Origin of the sequence: Turicibacter sp. TJ11, assembly GCF_021497505.1 — a bacterium.
Lineage (GTDB): Bacteria > Bacillota_I > Bacilli_A > MOL361 > Turicibacteraceae > Turicibacter.
This window is the reverse complement of record NZ_CP069349.1, coordinates 1123363-1141219: the sequence shown is the minus strand read 5'-3', so window position 1 is coordinate 1141219 and position 17857 is coordinate 1123363. Positions and strand designations below refer to the sequence as shown.

The 17857-nt window shown below is 36.9% G+C and carries 14 protein-coding genes and 1 riboswitch; of the genes, 13 read left to right on the top strand and 1 reads right to left on the bottom strand.

Annotated features, from left to right (window positions below; translation table 11 throughout):
- The first annotated feature begins 110 nt into the window (after positions 1 to 110).
- The 7 genes from JRC48_RS05280 to JRC48_RS05250 all read left to right on the top strand — a co-directional run bounded on the left by JRC48_RS05280 (position 111) and on the right by JRC48_RS05250 (position 11252).
- Complete coding sequence (locus JRC48_RS05280; RefSeq protein WP_235070811.1) at positions 111 to 1256, top strand: DNA methyltransferase; 1146 nt, start codon at positions 111 to 113, stop codon at positions 1254 to 1256.
- Positions 1256 to 4333 carry a type III restriction-modification system endonuclease gene (locus tag JRC48_RS05275; RefSeq protein ID WP_235070810.1) on the top strand — a complete coding sequence of 1026 codons (3078 nt, stop codon included), beginning with the start codon at positions 1256 to 1258 and terminating at the stop codon, positions 4331 to 4333. Before JRC48_RS05280 ends, JRC48_RS05275 begins: the two co-directional genes overlap by 1 nt.
- Before the next feature lie 271 nt (positions 4334 to 4604).
- Entirely contained in the window at positions 4605 to 5495 is an 891-nt protein-coding gene (locus tag JRC48_RS05270; protein ID WP_235070809.1) for an N-6 DNA methylase, read from the top strand.
- Positions 5485 to 6756: a restriction endonuclease subunit S gene (locus JRC48_RS05265; protein ID WP_235070808.1), complete on the top strand. Its 1272-nt coding sequence runs from the start codon at positions 5485 to 5487 to the stop codon at positions 6754 to 6756. The genes JRC48_RS05270 and JRC48_RS05265 overlap by 11 nt, the downstream gene beginning before the upstream one ends.
- 11 nt (positions 6757 to 6767) lie before the next feature.
- On the top strand, positions 6768 to 9797 hold the full coding sequence (locus JRC48_RS05260; protein ID WP_235070807.1) for a type I restriction endonuclease subunit R: 3030 nt from the start codon (positions 6768 to 6770) through the stop codon (positions 9795 to 9797).
- Positions 9798 to 10008: 211 nt separating this feature from the next.
- Positions 10009 to 10893, top strand: a complete 885-nt coding sequence (locus JRC48_RS05255; protein ID WP_235070806.1) for an Rpn family recombination-promoting nuclease/putative transposase — start codon at positions 10009 to 10011, stop codon at positions 10891 to 10893.
- 146 nt (positions 10894 to 11039) lie between these two features.
- Positions 11040 to 11252 carry an Rpn family recombination-promoting nuclease/putative transposase gene (locus JRC48_RS05250; RefSeq protein ID WP_235070805.1) on the top strand — a complete coding sequence of 71 codons (213 nt, stop codon included), beginning with the start codon at positions 11040 to 11042 and terminating at the stop codon, positions 11250 to 11252.
- On the opposite strand, the gene JRC48_RS05245 is transcribed toward JRC48_RS05250, so the two are convergent.
- Positions 11249 to 12381 (bottom strand): IS3 family transposase gene (locus tag JRC48_RS05245; RefSeq protein WP_235070804.1). Its coding sequence is split into 2 segments (ribosomal slippage): positions 11249 to 12120 and positions 12120 to 12381, totalling 1134 coding nucleotides; the frame shifts between segments, so codons are not numbered across the junction. The two genes, JRC48_RS05250 and JRC48_RS05245, sit on opposite strands and share 4 nt — an antisense overlap.
- Before the next feature lie 229 nt (positions 12382 to 12610).
- Here JRC48_RS05245 and JRC48_RS05240 point away from each other — a divergent pair.
- The 6 genes from JRC48_RS05240 to JRC48_RS05215 all read left to right on the top strand — a co-directional run bounded on the left by JRC48_RS05240 (position 12611) and on the right by JRC48_RS05215 (position 17423).
- The gene (locus tag JRC48_RS05240) at positions 12611 to 13189 is read left to right on the top strand and encodes an Rpn family recombination-promoting nuclease/putative transposase (protein WP_235070803.1); all 579 of its coding nucleotides are present in this window, start codon (positions 12611 to 12613) and stop codon (positions 13187 to 13189) included.
- Between the two features lie 125 nt (positions 13190 to 13314).
- Positions 13315 to 13773, top strand: a complete 459-nt coding sequence (locus tag JRC48_RS05235; protein ID WP_235070802.1) for a hypothetical protein — start codon at positions 13315 to 13317, stop codon at positions 13771 to 13773.
- A gap of 116 nt (positions 13774 to 13889) precedes the next feature.
- Positions 13890 to 14363, top strand: coding sequence for a hypothetical protein (locus tag JRC48_RS05230; protein WP_235070801.1), 474 nt, complete (start codon positions 13890 to 13892; stop codon positions 14361 to 14363).
- Positions 14364 to 14431: 68 nt separating this feature from the next.
- Complete coding sequence (locus JRC48_RS05225; protein WP_235070800.1) at positions 14432 to 14662, top strand: hypothetical protein; 231 nt, start codon at positions 14432 to 14434, stop codon at positions 14660 to 14662.
- A 376-nt stretch (positions 14663 to 15038) separates the two neighbouring features.
- Complete coding sequence (locus tag JRC48_RS05220) at positions 15039 to 16685, top strand: SWIM zinc finger domain-containing protein (RefSeq protein ID WP_235070799.1); 1647 nt, start codon at positions 15039 to 15041, stop codon at positions 16683 to 16685.
- Between the two features lie 576 nt (positions 16686 to 17261).
- On the top strand, positions 17262 to 17423 hold the full coding sequence (locus tag JRC48_RS05215) for a hypothetical protein (protein ID WP_235070798.1): 162 nt from the start codon (positions 17262 to 17264) through the stop codon (positions 17421 to 17423).
- Between the two features lie 209 nt (positions 17424 to 17632).
- A riboswitch (glycine riboswitch) is annotated at positions 17633 to 17723 on the top strand.
- Positions 17724 to 17857 lie beyond the last annotated feature (134 nt).

The window sequence follows — 17857 nt, the reverse complement described above, 5'->3', positions numbered from 1 at the left end:
CATTTTTGTTTCTGGGGATGGAAAACAACCCAGAGATTCTCGTTGTCGATCTCCTCCTGATTTTAGTTTGCATGGTGAATTTTGCAAATTGAATCTACAGGAGGTTAATAATGGGATTTAATTATGGATATGAGAAAAAGAAGTTTGATAGTAGATGGAAGCGTTTAGAAGTTGAGTATTGTGATGCAGGGATGAGCGAAGAACAGATTGCTGCCATGAAAGAATATGACTGGGCATGGTTTTGCAGTCAAAGGGTTTTTCAAAACCATACGCAACCAATACCTTGTGAACAATATGATGAAGTATGTGGTCAATCACAGCTGTTCCGAAAGTTTGCATCGTTATCTTATCAATGGGATGTTGATAAGATTGATCAAACGCGATATGGATGGTTGGCTTCGGTGGAAAACGAACAAGAGAGTTTACCAAAGCAGAAAGAGTTTTTATATGAGATGACAAATGAAAATAAGGCAATTAAGAGTAGCTGGGGTGTTTTCGATGCGCAAAGCACGACAGTTTTTCTTAAAAAACTTATACCACAGGTACATTTTGACAATCCGAAGCCAATAAACCTTATGAAATACCTTATGAGTGTTGCAGTAGGTCCAGAAGATTACGTGATGGATTTCTTTTCTGGTTCAGGAACTACCGCTCATGCACTGCTTCAGCAGAATGCAGAAGATGGAGGTCATAGGAAATTTATATTAGTTCAAATACAGGAGCCATTAGGCGAAGAAACAGATGCCTATGCTGCTGGATTTAAAAATATATGTGATGTGGGTGAAGAACGGTTGCGTCGCGTTGGAAAGATAATCAGAGAAGAATCTCCTTTGACGACCGGCAACCTTGATATCGGCTTCCGTGTGTTCAAGGTGGACAGCAGCAATATGGAAGATGTGTTTTATCGCCCTGCTGATTACAATCAGGGGCAGATGGAGCTGTTTGCTGACAACATCAAGCCGAATCGTACCCCGGAGGATCTGCTTTTCCAGGTAATGCTCGACCTGGGCATTCTGCTCTCTTCTGACATTCAGGAAACAGAAATTGCTGGCAAGAAGGTCTTCTCTGTAGCAGATGGCTATCTCATTGCCTGTTTTGATTTGGAGATCACAGAGGAGACAGTCACCGAGATTGCCAAGAAAAAGCCGTTCTACGCTGTGTTTCGTGACAGCGGCATCGCAAGCGACAGCGTGATGACAAACTTTGAACAGATTTTTGAAACCTACAGTCCGAAAACGCAAAGAAAGGTATTGTAATGGCAGATATGAAATTCAAATTTACCATACAGCCTTACCAAACCGAGGCTGTAGAAAGCGTAGTAGGTGTGTTTGCAGGTCAACCGTTCAACGATCGCTTCACCTACCGCAGAGATGTGGAGATTAAACGAGACGTAACAAACTGGATGATTCCAGAAGAAGAACTGTATATGGGCTTTGCCAATGCCCGTGTGCAGCTTGATTCCGGACAGCTTCTTAATAATATACGCAGGATTCAGACTCGCAATAATATCAAGCTGTCGGAAACCGTAACGACCGGAGGACTTGGCACCTGCTCCCTTGACGTGGAGATGGAGACTGGAACGGGTAAGACCTACGTCTATATAAAGACCATGTTTGAACTGAACAAGCAGTACGGCTGGAGCAAGTTTATCGTGGTCGTGCCGAGCGTTGCTATCCGAGAGGGCGTCCGCAAGAGTTTTGAGACCATGCAGGATCACTTTATGGAATATTACGGCAAGAAGGCTCGTTTCTTCGTGTACGATTCTAAGAATCTGGCGGAGATTGATAACTTCAGCCAGAGTGCAGATATCAACGTCATGATTATAAACATTCAGGCTTTCAATGCCCGTGGAAAGGATGCAAGGCGTATCCGCACGGAACTGGATGACTTCGGCAGCAGAAAACCAATTGACGTTATCAAGGCGAACCGTCCTATTGTTATCCTTGATGAGCCGCAAAAAATGGGCGGCACTGCCACGCAGGAAAGTCTGAAAGAGTTTAATCCGCTCTTTTGCCTGAACTATTCCGCTACGCACAAACAGCACCATGAACTGGTGTATGTGCTTGACGCGCTGGATGCCTACAACAAGCGGCTGGTTAAGCGAATCGAGGTCAAAGGCTTTGATATCAAGAATCTGCGCGGAACGGACAGCTATCTTTTCTTGGAGGGCATTGTTATCTCTCCGAAGAAACCGCCGATGGCGCGCATCGAGTTTGAAATCGGATACAATAAGTCCATCAACCGCGAGACAAGGCTCTTGGGCGTGGACGATGACCTTTTCGCACTCTCCAAAAATATGAATCAGTATCGAGGATACCGTATCAGCGAAATTGATCCTATTCGTGGAATTGTGACCTTTACCAACGGTGAAACAATCCATGCCGGAGAAGTCGTTGGAGATGTGTCCGAGGCTGACCTGCGCCGTGTACAGATCAGAGAAACCATCCGTTCTCACTTTGAAAAGGAGAAGGATTTGTTTTCCCGCGGCATCAAAACACTGTCCTTGTTTTTCATTGATGAGGTTGCGAAGTACCGAAAATATGATGACGATGGCAATGAGGTGAACTCGCAGTACGGAGAGATTTTTGAGCAGGAATATATGGATATCTTGAGCGAGTATCTTACGCTTTTCAACACGCCGTATGAGCAGTATCTCCGTGGTATTGATGTACATCAAACCCATGCCGGATATTTCAGCATAGATAAAAAAGGTCGTAAGGTAGATAGTTCTACCAAGCGTGGCAGTGATGAAAGTGACGATATCTCGGCTTATGATTTAATTTTGAAGGACAAGGAGCGGCTGCTTTCTTTCAGCAATCCCGTGCGTTTCATTTTCTCGCACTCGGCATTGCGTGAAGGCTGGGATAACCCGAATGTATTTCAGATTTGCACCTTGAAGCATGGTGGCAGTTCCCCTACGCAGAAACGTCAGGAGGTTGGCCGTGGCCTGCGTCTTTGCGTGAATCAGAACGGCGATCGTATGGATGCTGATACACTCGGCAGTCAGGTGCAACAAATCAACCAGCTGACCGTTATTGCTTCTGATGGGTATAAAGGCTTCGTTGCCGATTTGCAGAAAGGCATTCGTGACGACCTTTACGAACGTCCTACCAAGGCTACGGCGGAATATTTTATTGGCAAGACGCTCATTATCGGTGGCAACGATGTCACTGTTTCCGATAAGCAGGGACGGGATATCTACCGTTACCTCATCAAGAACGACTATATCGATGAGGACGATCATGTTACCGATAAATACCGCGCTGACCTTGCGAACGGCGTACTCGCTCCCGTTCCGGAAAGCTGCACGGAAATTTCTGAGGGCGTCCATGCGCTTATCCAGAGCATCTTCGATGAACACGCCCTTGACAATATGATCAGTGATGGTCACGAAACGAAGATTCAGGAAAATGCACTGAACGATAACTTCTATAAGAAGGAGTTTCAGACGCTTTGGAATTATATTAACCACAAGTATGCGTATACTGTGGAGTTTGATAGCGAGGAACTTATCCGAAAAGCTATCGCGCATATCGATGATAAAATGTTCGTTGCAAGGTTGCAATACACTGTTACCACCGGCGAACAGGGGCAGGACTGGAATTCCGATAAGTTGAAAAGCGGCGCCGGATTCGTTGCGGAAAAGAGCCAGACCTATACTCTTGATCGAGCAGAAGGAAGCCAGGTTACATATGACCTTGTGGGTAAGATTGCTGAAGGTGCTAAACTGACCAGACGTACAGTTGCGCGAATCCTTGAGGGAATTAAGCCGTACACCTTTGCCATGTTCAAAAATAACCCGGAGGAGTTTATTACAAAGGCTATCCGCCTGATCAACGAGCAGAAAGCTACGATGATCGTGGAGAAGATTACTTATAATCAGACCGAAGGAACCTACGACAGTGCCATCTTTACAGCCGAAAAGAATACGGATTTTTCCAAGGCGTATCGGGCAAAGAAGAATGTACAGGACTATGTATTTGCGGACGGTTATGCAAAAGACGGCCAGAGCGTGGAGAGAAAGTTCGCTGAGGATATGGATTTAGCAGAGGAAGTCTGCGTTTACGCCAAACTTCCGAAGGGATTCTCTATTCCGACTCCGGTCGGCAATTACTCGCCTGACTGGGCGATTGCTTTCAACAAAGGTACGGTAAAGCACATATTCTTTATCGCCGAGACAAAAGGCACGATGGAAACGCTGAATCTGAAGCCGATTGAAAAAGCAAAGATTGACTGTGCAAGGAAATTGTTCGCAGAACTCTCATCGGCGGATGTGGTCTACGACAGCGTTGATAGTTATCAGCATCTGCTGGATATAATGGAAAGCCTGTAAGCAAGATAAAGGCATGAGAATGATTGTAACTTTTTAATTTTTCCCCACCTTTTAATTATTCCAAAATCGCTACACCGCAAGGCTGGTACCCCGCCGCATTACCGAGCGGCAGCAGGATAACTAAACACATAAAACAAGGGCTTCCAAAGTCAGAGTATGACCTTGGAAGCCCTTGTTTCAAGTCTTTTTCGGCAGCTTTTGCTCCGAAGAAGGCTTTTTCTTTTGTATCAAAATCGGTAGGAACATAGACCCAGCTTGTGGAAGTGGGGGAATGTTTGTTCAATCGTATAAATTCGTCAAAGAGCATAGTGGAAATACATTTGATATTTCGGTTTATGGTCAAGAGTGGAACCCAACGACTTGGAAGTTAGCGAAGATGAATTTAGCGATTCGTGGAATTGAAAATAACTTAGGGTCTAAAAATGCGGATACGTTTGGCGAAGATTTACATCCAACGTTAAAAGCAGATTATGTGTTAGCCAACCCTCCATTTAATGATAGTGATTGGGGAGGAGCTTTACTTGAGAATGATGCGCGTTGGAAATGGGGTGTTCCACCAGCTGGAAATGCGAACTATGCTTGGTTATCACACATGGTTGATAAGTTAAATCAAAATGGAATTGCAGCAACGGTTCTTGCGAATGGTTCCCTTTCAAGTAACATGTCAAATGAAGGGGTGATCCGTCAAAACATGATTACGGCTGATTTAGTCGACTGTATTGTGGCGTTACCTGATAAATTATTCTACTCAACAGGAATTCCAGTTTGTATTTGGATCATGAACCGAAATAAATCTCATAAAGGGAAAACGTTGTTTATTGATGGGCGCAAACTTGGAACGATGGTGACACGTCGTTTACGAGAATTAACAGACGAAGAAATTAGAAAAATTGCGGATACGTATATTAACTATAAAAATGATGAAAATTATGAAGATATTCAAGGGTTCTGTAAAGTGGCAGATCTTGATGAAATTAAAGAACATGATTACATTTTAACGCCAGGTCGTTATGTTGGGATTGAAGAGGCAGACGATGATGGAGAACCGTTTGAAGAAAAAATGGAACGTCTAACAAAGCAATTAGCAGAGCAATTTCAAAAATCTAAAGAGTTGGAAGATGAAATTAGAAAACAACTTGGAGGCATTGGATATGAGTTTTAATACTTTATTCGGTAAGGTTCCAGAAGATTGGACTATTTCAAAAATTGGTGATATTGCAGAGTTAAGACAGGGGCTACAAATAGCTTCAAAGAAAAGATTACAAAGTCAAGAGTTGGGCAGTATACCTTTATTAAAAATAACTGATTTACCACGGAAAGTTTTTAGTGAATATGTGAAAGATATTCCAGAAAATTATATAGCAACTAAAGAAGATATCATTTATACAAGGACAGGACAAGTAGGTTTAGTTTATACTGATGTTGAAGGGTGTGTACATAATAACTGTTTTAAGGTGATATTAGATTATAATAAGTTTGATAAAAAATATATGTATTACTATTTAAATTCTCCACAGGTAAGAGAATATGCTAATATAATCGCATCAGGTAGTGTACAAAAGGATTTAACCCATAAAGCATTTAAAATTGTCAAAGTAGCTTATCCTTCTTTAAAAGAACAAAAAGCGATTGCTGATATTCTTTCATCTTTAGATGAGAAGATTGAGTTGAACAATCAGATGAATGAGACGCTTGAGGAGATGGCGCAGGCGTTATTTAAGCGATGGTTTGTTGACTTTGAATTTCCAAATGAAGAAGGACAGCCTTACAAATCAAGCGGTGGGGAAATGATCGAAAGTGAACTAGGAATGATTCCTAAAGGGTGGACTATTGAACAAATAGGAAAAATTAGTGAGATTCAAAATGGTTTCGCATTTAGAGCGGATGAGTATGTTGAACAGGGGATTCCAGTGTTGAGAACGTTAAATATAAAAGATGGAATATTTGAAAATACGAATACTGTTTTTCTTCCAGAAGAATATAAAGACTCAAAATATAGCAAATATATTTTTGAAAAATTTGATTGTGCACTTGTAATGGTTGGAGCAGGGATTGGCAAGATTGGATTAATATTAGATAATACAAAAGGTGGATTACAGAACCAAAATATGTGGAGGTTTAGGAGTCTAAATGATGCCATTCCTCAGCTATACTTAAATTTCTTAGTTAAACAAGCACGTGATAAATCTAAAAATTGGGGTAATGGTAGTGCTAGAGAATTTTATAGAAAAGATAGTTTTTCAAAAATTAATGTTTTAGTAGCGAATCATACTTTGTTAAAACAATTTAATGAACTTATTTTACAATTATATAATAAGATAAGTGAAAATGTAGCAGAAAATGAAGTATTAGTTCAATTTAGAGATACCTTATTACCTAAACTGATGTCCGGTGAAATTCGTGTGAGTGATTTGAAAAGTTAGGGGGGATTGAGTTGTTTACGGAGACGAGTTTTGAAAATGTCGTCATCGACTATTTAAAAGAATTGGGATATGAGTATGCTCATGGAAGTGAGTTAGTTAAAGAAGAGAAAGAAGTTTTATTACTGGATCGTTTAAAACAAGCGTTAGTTCGCTTGAATCCTAATATTCCAACATCAAGTCTTTTAGAAGCGATTCGATTCATAAAAAACTTTGATACGAATGATGTGTTTACGAATAATAAAACCTTCCATCATTATTTAACAGAAGGTGTTGAAATTAGTGATTTTATTAATGGAAAAACAGAGTATTATCGTATCAAGCTAATTGATTTTGAACAAATTTCAAATAATGATTTTTTAGTCGTGAATCAGCTTGAAATTACGGAAGATGGAAGCAAAAAGATTCCAGATGTATTCGTGTATATCAATGGAATTCCACTAATTGTGATGGAGCTTAAAAGCACGTCGCGTGAAGAAGTCACGATAGAAGACGCGTATAAGCAATTGATGAATTATAAAAACGTTCATATCCCTTCATTATTTTACTATAACGCCTTTTTAGTGATTAGTGATGGTGTGGAAACTAAAGCAGGGACTATTACTGCTTCCTTTGATCGCTTCATGAGTTGGAAAAAAGTCAATTCTGAAGATGATCCTGCGATGTATCAAAATCGATGGCTTGAGAGCTTAATGTTTGGGGTATTGGATCAAACGAGATTGCTTGATGTCATTAAAAACTTTATCTTATTTACAAAGAATGCAAAAATTATGGCACAGTATCATCAATATTATGGAATGAAAAAGGCCATTTCAAGTTGTGAGCGTGCCGTTTGTGGTGACGGACGAGCAGGTGTGGTCTGGCATACTCAAGGAAGTGGAAAAAGTTTTTCCATGACGTTTTTAGCAGGAAATCTTGTTAAAAGTATGACGCTTAAAAATCCAACTTTAATTGTGATTACCGATCGTAACGATTTAGATGGTCAGTTGTATGAAACCTTTAAATCAGCGAGTGATTTTTTACGTCAAAAACCCGTCAAAATGGATTCACGTCAAGAAGTGAAAGATTATTTGGGGGGATGTGAAACCGGAGGAATTGTCTTTTCAACGATTCAAAAGTTTGTTGAAGAAACGGGCTTATTATCTGAACGTCAGAATATTGTCGTGATGGTTGATGAAGCACATCGCACGCAATATGGTCTTGATGGAAAGTTTGATTTAGATAAAGGTGAGATGAAATACGGCTATGCGAAGTATTTACGTGAAGCCTTACCAAATGCGACGTATATTGCCTTCACTGGAACACCCATTGAAACAACTGATAAATCAACTTATGGGGTGTTTGGTGATCTAATTGATGTGTATGATATGACACAGGCTGTCGATGATGGAGCAACCGTTAAAATTTATTATGAATCACGTTTAGCTAAAGTCCAACTCAATGAACGAAAACTTCAAGACATTGATAATGAATACTGGAGTATGCAAGTCAATGAGGGCGTTGAAGATTACGTTATTGAACAAAGTCAAAAACAAATGAGTCGAATGGAACAAATCATTACCCATCCTGAGCGTATTCGCCAAGTCGTGAGTGATTTAATAGAACACTATGAAGATCGTCAACACTTAGTCGCTGGAAAAGCGATGGTTGTTGCTTATTCACGAAAAGCTGCGTGGGCTATGTATCAAGAAATGATGGAACAACGTCCAGAGTGGAAAAACAAAGTGCGTATGGTCATGACGTCGAACAATCAAGATGAAGAAGACATGGCTAAACTCATTGGAAATAAAAAGACACAAAAACAATACGAAGTTGAGTTTCGTGACATTAATTCTGAATTTAAAATAGTCATTGTTGTCGACATGTGGCTCACTGGTTTTGATGTTCCTTCATTAGATACGATGTATATTGATAAACCGATGAAAGCTCATAATCTCATGCAAGCTATTGCGCGTGTCAATCGTGTATATGAAGGAAAAACTGGTGGCTTAGTGGTCGATTACATTGGACTAAAAAAAGAGTTATTTGATGCGCTTAAAACGTACACGAATCGTGACCAAGATAAAATCCAAGAAAATGAGGAAGCGAAACGTTTAGCATTTGATTATATTGAATTATTACGTAATATGTTTCATTCTTTCGATTACAGTGACTTCTTTAAAGACAGTGATCGTCGTCGTTATGAACTCATTCGTGATGGGGCTGAATATGTGCAACTTAATGAAAAACGAAAAGCACAGTTTATGGACACGACCAAACGCTTAAAAGATGTTTTTAAAATCTGTACGAGTTTATTAGAGAAGGAAATGAAACAAGAAATTTCATACTTTATCGCGGTGCGTTCGTTTATCATGAAAACAAACAAAACAGGAACACCGGATTTGAAAGAAGTGAATAATAGAATCTCTAAAATGCTAGAAGAAGCCATTTTAGGTGATGAAGTGTTAGTTCTTTCTGAGGCGGGAAGCTCAGATAACTTTGATCTACTAACAGAAGAAAATCTTCAAAAACTTCAAGCCATGCCACAAAAAAATATCGCTGCTAATATTTTAATGCGTGTGATGAAAGAAAAAGTGAACAGTTTAAAGAAAGTGAACTTAGTCAAAAGTAAAGAATTCTCAGAAAAGCTACAACGGATCTTAGAACAATATAACAATCGTCACGATCAAGAAGATGTGTATCTTGTGCTTGAAGAGTTAATTAAATTAAAAGATGCAATTTTAATTTCGATTGAAGAAGGAACACAACTTCATTTAACCTATGAAGAAAAAGCCTTCTTTGATGTCTTAACCGATGATTTAGAAATTTTAGAAAGCATGGATCGTGAAGTTTTATTACTCATTGCAAAAGACCTAGCGAAAGTCATTCGTGAAACCATTGGGGAAACAGGGGACGAATGGTATAAAAGTGAACGAGCACAAGCCAAAATGCGTACTAAAATCAAACGCCTGTTAAGAAAGTACGATTATCCACCAAACAAAAGCGAAAAAGCCATCAACCAAGTTCTTGAACAAGCCGAACTCCAATGCATGAGTATGAAATAAAAGATAAAGCCGTCACATAATTTTTGTGATGTTTGATGACTTTATTATTTTAAGTGAATAGAGGAGTATTATTTTTTCAAAAAATATATGATATTAGTGGGCTAACTTTGTGAAAAAAACATAAATTTTGAATGAGAGTATTACGAGTATAGAGCAATATGAAGGGGAATTGTTAGATAGCTACAGAGAAGAAAGAGAGGTTTGATAGCTTATGACTCTAGCGTTGTTACCACCAAAGATGGATTTTGTTTTTAAACGCATTTTTGGGAATGAAGATCATCCTAATGTGTTAATTTCATTTTTAAATGCAGTCTTAAATCCAATTGATCCGATTAAATCAGTTAGTTTAAAAGATACGACCATTGAAAAAAGTCATTTAGAAGATAAGTGGGGTCCCCATCCTGCAGAGCAGGTGCCATCAATTAATGGGGTAATAAGTCGATTAGATGTGAAAGCTATCACTAATAATGGTGAACATATTAACATTGAAATTCAGCTAAAAGATGAATACAATATGATTAAACGTAGCTTATATTATTGGAGTAAGTTATATGAAGGACAACTTGAAAATGGAGACAACTATCAAAAATTATCAAGAACAATCTGTATCAACTTATTGGATTTTAATTTATTAGATCATAATAAATTCCATAGTGTTTATCGTTTGAAAGACTGTGAAACGAATGAAGAATTAACCGATGTGATGGAGTTACATTTTATTGAGTTGAAAAAAATGAAAGATGTAAAACATGTCAAAGAGGTTAAAAGTAAGTTAGAAGCTTGGTTATATTTCATTAATCAACCTGATAGTGAGTTAGTTCAGGAATTAGAAAAAGTAGAAGCCGACATTAAAGAAGCGAAGGCTGAATTAGTTCGATTAAGTGGCGATCGTAAAGAAAGAGAACGATATGAAAAACGCAGAGAATCGCGATTAAATGAAGTCAGTGCTTTAGCCTATGCAGAAGAAAAAGGGGCAAAAAAAGAAAAAATAGAAATTGCTAAAAATTTATTAGATGTGTTAGATGATGAAATCATTTCATTGAAAACAGGATTATCTGTTGAAGAAGTGAAACAAATAAGAAAAGAGCAAAACTAGAGAGTAGTTTTGCTCTTTTCTTATTGTAAAAATAACATCGATCAAGGTATAAAAGAAGTTATTAAAGCCATAGATCGTCAAAAGGAGATTCTAATTAATCACCGTAATTTATATTGAATATAAAAATATTATATGAGGTGATTAGGTTGAAGTGGAAAGTGAGTCCATTTAATGATTTTATTTTTAAAAAGCTATTCGGAACGGTCGGTGATGAAAATTTATTAAAAGCTTTTTTAAATGCGGTCATGAAGGATAAAAAACTACCTTTGATTGAGGAATTAACCATTATAGAGAAATTAGAGTTAGACAAAAATCATTTCGAAGAAAAGCTAGGAATTGGATTGTCAACACTAAACTAAACAACTTTTTTAAGGGTATTTTGGCGATATTCAACTGGGGATAAGTATCCCAGTGAAGAGTGAATCCGATGGTTATTATACCAATTAACGTAATCGGCAAATTCATAGCCTAATTGTTCTGGTGTTTCAAATAAGTGTTGATTAACAAATTCGGTTTTAATGACTTTATAAGTCGCTTCTGCGACAGCGTTATCATAAGGACAACCCTTCATGCTTAGAGATCGCTCAATGTTAAACGTATCTAAAATCTCATCAATGATTTGATTCTTAAATTCATTTCCCCGATCTGTGTGGAAGATCTTGATTTGACTTAGGTTAGTTTTGACTGTACAAAAAGCCTTCTTAACTAACTCTGCATCCTTATTGGGACCTGAACTATAACCAATAATTTCACGATTAAACAGGTCAACAAGCACACAAAGATAGTGCCAGCGATGACCAACTCTAACGTACGTTAAATCACTGACAACTACGTTTAAATGAGGCTGTTCATCAAAGTTACGATCCACGATATTTTTGATCTTATCTTCGTTACATTTAGCTGGATGCGGTTTAAATTGAGCGACCGTATAATTTGAGACAAGACCAACTTGTTTCATGATACGACCGATGCGACGGCGTGAGACTTGTTGTCCCATCTTTTTCAATTCTTGCTTAATTTTTCGAGTTCCGTAGTTATTTCGGCTTCGACGAAAAATCTCAACGATATCAGCCACTAGTTGAGACTCATCTTTCTTCGCTTTAGATTCATAATAGTAGGTACTACGAGGCACCTGAAGGACTTTACACATCGCTGAAACTGAATATTTGTGAGTATTGTTTTTAATCACATTTATTTTCGTCCTAAGATCAGCGCGGCTTGCTTTAAAATATCATTTTCCATTTCAAGCTGTTTAATCTTTTTGCGTAGTTGAATCAATTCATTTTCTTCGTCTGTTCGGTTATCTTTCTCCTTAAAAGAACCAGTAGATGTTGATTGCTTAATCCATTTATCGAGTAAAGACGATGAGAGATCGTATTCACGAACAATATCACATTTACGTTTACCATTGAGATAAAGTTGAACTAATTGATTCTTAAATTCATCTGAGTAAGTACGGCGAGGTCTACGAGTTTTCGTTTGGGTCATGTTAAAGCTCCTTTAGATTGATATTATTTATAATTTTACATGACCTTAAAAAAACTGTCTAATTAATTGTAACCTATCCAAATCATTGATGTACATGCTAAAACCGATAAAGGCGAAGTAAAGCCCTATCAGTTGGGGATAGCTAAGGAATCTTTTAAAAAGATTCACTTAGCATAGGGAACCCATTGAGGTTCAACTTTGTAATGAGTATAATATAGATAAACGAACATTGTTTTATTGGAGTAAATTATATTCTTCAAATATTAAGAAGGGGCAGAACTACGAGGTGCTTCCCAAAGTCATTACCATTAATATTTTGAATTTTAACTACTATGATGAAAAATGGATTCATTTATTCTTTACTCCAACGGCTGATGTAGATTCAAATCTTAAGATGAATGAACTTGAAGTTCATTTTATCCAGTTACTAGCCTTTCGCAAGAAACATGACAAAAATTTCAAAACACATGATTTAGAACGCTGGTTAACATTTTTGACACAATCAGTTAATAAAGAAGAGTTAGAGGAGATTGTAGCCATGGATCAGGAGATTTTAAAAGCGTATGAAGAAATTAAGCACTTATTAAGTGATGAGGAAGTCTTAGCAGTTGCCGAGGCAAGAGAAAAACAGTTTTTAGACTATAACAGTGCCATGATTAATGCAGAAGCAAGAGGTGTCCAACAAAATAAGTTAGAAAATGCAAAGGCGTTACTTGATGTTTTAGAAGACGAAGTGATAGCTGAAAAAATTGGATTAGAACTGGAAATTGTTCAAGAGTTAAGAAAAAATATGGAGTTAAAAAAATAAAACAAGCTAAAATATTTTAGCTTGTTTTTGTTTGTGACAACTTATTTGTAAGTGTTTAAAAACATGGTACGTTTGCCCGGTCATTTGCGTATATTACAGTAAATGATGAATCGAGGGGTGAAACAATGAAAAAAGTTGCAGATTCTTGTTTAAGTCGAGATTTTGTAGAAGGAAGAATTAAGGAAGCCTTTAAGAAGAATAAGTTTTGTCAGTCGTTTGAGTTAAATTGTAAGTTTCCAAGACAGGCAGAGCAGTTTTATGATTATGCTTCAAAAAAGATAGCGGTGAAGTCAAAAATTAAAGCCGATCTTCGTGAGCAGATTTGTGCTCATTTTGAGGTGGAAAGTATTGACGAAATTCCATGTTGTGAAGTTGAACAACTTGAACGCTTTATTCAAAAGGAATACTATCCATCGGTTCGTGTCTTAAAAGAGATTTATAATTTAAGTTTATTTTATGATTCTATTCGTTTACGCCAAGAGTTGAAGTTAGATGAATCCAGTGTTAAGAGTAAGTATAAACGTGAATTAACGACTTCTGAAGATTTAAGACGCATTGTTGATGATGAAATTCATTTAGATTAGAAAAAGATGTTAGACGGGTTGTCTAACATCTTTTTTAGTTTCATTGAGGCAATTGAGAATTGAAATGATACTTAGTTTTTGGTAATATCATACAATGAGAGAAGGGAGGAAGCGGGATGAAAGATAAGATTTTAGATTGGTTAGGTGTTATTAAAGATGAAGATGCTCATTTGTATGAAGAATACATTCCTACTAAAGAAGAAAAACGTAAAGAATTCATCATTCAATTTGGAATCTCATTTTTAGTGATAATGTTAGTAGTAGGTTGGTCATTCGCCAATTATCGCGTATTGGGAATTCCTGTTGCTTATGATGATCAGGTGTTGAAACTTGAAGTGATGGTCTTTTCCAATAGCTTTATTGCTCGAAATGGAGTAAAAGTCGATGATTTAGTTTTAGTTGAAATCCATGATTCTCAACAAATTTATGGAACTGTTTATGAAATAGATGAAAATAATATTACGATTGAAGATGGAGGATTTGCTCGAATTAGCGTTCCTAAAAAGCAAATCATTAGCGTGAAAGTAAATCATCCTTATGGTAAAATTTTTGGCTGGATGATTATGAAATCCCGTTCTCTATATTTATGAGATTGTTTGATGAAGTGTTGCATAGTTTCAGCGTTTATGTTCTAAACTAAAGGCATGGAGGCAGATTAATGAAACATTATCAGCGACTAGGAGTAGAGCAACTTATTAGAGAACGAACTCGCTTGATGGAAATTAAGCGCACATTAATAAATGAACAAAAAAGTCGAAAACAACAGTTATCAGAATCAGGTGTCGAGATGGAACAAATGAAATCAATGGCAGATCAGTTATTAGAGATTATTTTGCTTAATCATAAAATACAAACGATAACAGAGTGTATTTCAAAGAAAAGAAGTTAGATCGTTACAAATTTAAAACAAGTCTTATCATTAAAAGACTAAAAATTAATAAATTTAAAAACCTTAGAAAAGTGGACTAAAAGAGCCTATTTTTCTAAGGTTTTTGATATTCACTGGATAATCCCTCTTATTGATTAGCTTTAGTTGTTTCAGTCGATGAGAAAATATCTGTTTCGTAAGATTAAATGATGTAATAACTAAATCACTTAGGACACTCCATTTTGGATCAAAATGTTTTTTTATTAGAAGTGACAGATTCATTGTTTTATACAGTCATGTTCTTTGAATCATTAAGTGAAGACCTCATTCTTTTTGTGTATGATAAATCGACAAAATACCCCATAATAAACTATCTCTTGAAAAGAGGTGATGGTTTATGAAGCTATCGAATTTTAAACAAGAAGTAGATGAGGTGATTTTAAAGCGTGGCTATGATTATTATAAAGAAGGTCATGTGTTAGGAAAACGATGTGTTCATGAGGGTCATTACGAAGTCTTAGTGGTTGGTCATGAGAATTACAAAGTCAATGTTTGGCTTGATTCAAATGGAACGCTACTTTCTTATCACTGTAATTGTCCGTTTAAAGGAGGACCGATTTGTAAACATGAAGTGGCAGCTTTTTATGCGCTATCTATCTCCTTTAAACCAAAAGAAAGCGAGCTTGTTCAACTACTTAAAACGTTGCCTGTTGAGACATTAGTTCATGAGTTAGCAGAAGTCGCAGGTTATGATGTGAATGTCTATCAGCACTTGATGACGTATCAAAAACATAGCGATTTATTGGCTCAGTTTGAGTTAGAATTAGAGGCGATTGTCGCTAAACATCTTCATTTCGGTCATATCATTTTTGGAAAGGCGATTGAGCGATTAACGAACGATTTGAGTATGTTAATGATGAAAATTGATCAATTACCGGATTCTCATATGATGTTGTTAAAATGTGAGATGGCGCTTTTGTTACGAGAAGAATGCGCGGGAATGGATGAACAACTTGATGATACAAATGCTGTTTTCACCGATTTTTTAGGTGAACTTCATGCCCTTTTACAAAGTCTAGTTTTTCAAGCGCTTGATGATGAATGTGCCGCTCATGACGTTTTTGATTTTTTAATGACTAAGTTAAGTTCAACAACCGACATTGATTTTGAACTGCTTGATCTTATTTTTGAATATGGACGTCATCCAAAATATCTATCACTCATTATGAACTACCTAAAAGAGAAGGTAGATGTTGTTGATGAGACAATGAAATCTTCGTTATACCAATGTTGGTATGAGTTGTTAGTTCGTTACAGTGAGGAAGAAGCCATTCACTTTTTAGATCAGTATCATCAAATTAAAGGATTACAAATCTATCGACTCGAACAATTGATTCAAAAAGAGGCATATGATGAGGCACTGCTACTTGTTTTGACGCTTGAATCATTAGAAGGTTATCAATACGATCTTTCGTTAAAAGAAACTCGCTATCTCATTTATGAAAAGTTAAATCAAGTCGAGGACATGAAGCAGTTAGCTGAGGCGTTGTTTTTAGAGGGTCACGTCTCGTATTATGACGTGCTAAAAAATCTTTATCATGAGAGCTTTGCAACGTTTTATGAGTCATTAAAGAATCGATTAAAGTCGACAAATGATTCATCCATCTACTTAAAACTCATAGAGTTTGAGAACGATAAGGAAGCGATGGTTGAGTACATTCGAGAACATTTATCAACGATTGAAGTGTATGCCAAGCTTCTTTTTGATGGGTATCCGCTTGAGGTTTGTGAGTTATATGAACAGTATATTTGTGAGGAAACAAAGCAAGCGATGAATCGAGTCGCTTATCGTCGAATTTGTCTAATTTTAAGACGATTTGGTGCTTATACAACACTAAATCAGCTTGAATCCTTTATTCATTCACTCATTCAAATGTTTCCAAGACGTCGAGCCTTAAAAGAAGAGTTACATCAATTACTTCAAGAACTAAAGGGTGAGAATAAGGAAGTAGAAATCGAGCAACTTTCTATTGAAATTGCTTAAAAAGAAGATGACTAAGTCGCCATCTTCTTTTTAATTGTTTGAGATTATATAATTAATAATCAAGCTATGAATTAATTGGTCTTCACTGGCGAACGTCGTTTTATAGTAGGTATGATAGTTAAAGGACTGAATGTAGACATTAGTATGATCTTTCAGCCAGTCGTTGACAGTATTCACCAAAACCTCTTCTCCTTCTGAGCTTGAAAAGATTTTAAGCATGGGCACTCCTCCTTTAACAACAAGTTAGTACATCATATGTGATGAAGTTGAAAACGGTACCTTTTTAGGCGAAAGTCGTTTCCTTTATAATGATGTGTTTGGTTATTAGAATTCATTTCATTAAGCATGAGAGTTAACGCTGACATAGATTGAGTCTAGTTGCATATGCTTTTCTTAAAGGAGGGGATGGGGATGAAGTGAAGAGGTCGTGATCTGTTTTTTGGAACAGTCCTTATCATAATGGGGCTAGGATTTTTGGGAGAATCTTTAGGGGTTTGGAAGTTTGAATTGTTTTTCAGTAGTTGCTGGCCATTTTTTATCATCATTCCGTGCATAACGCATTTATTAGAGTTTGGCATGAGACGTTCTAATGTCATTGGAATGACGATTGGCAGTTTATTACTTTTATCAAGTTGGACGCTTTTAGCTTCTCGTTTTGTCATCCCTATTTTATTTATTGTGATTGGCATTGTTTTGGTAGTTATTCCAGCTTATCAGAGTGAAGAAAAAACAAAGTGAGATATTACTTCAAAAGTTTGGATCGATTTTTAAGTGGTTCATGATTGATCGTAAATTTTATTCTTGCATTTTTTTGACGAACGAAGTAAGATAAAAGTATAGAAAAAATATAAGATGCACCGGTTGAAGCTTTATAGAAGAGTGTCCCAATGGGAACACCGAAGGAGTCATACTCTCAGGTACTTGATGACAAGTGAGGACTGTAAAGTGGACGGAACTCTGGAGAGACCTATTTATTAGGCGCCGAAGGGGCAAGGCAGTGATGCTCAATCTCTCAGGCAAAAGGACAGGGATATTATCGACTTTTTTGAGACGCTTTTTTAGTGAACTCAATTTTTCGTTAATGTGAACTTCAGAGTCATCTTCTTTTAGGTGGCTTTTTTTAATGAATTCATTGAGTTTAACTTCTTAAAAAAGATAATCCCTTCTTTTTT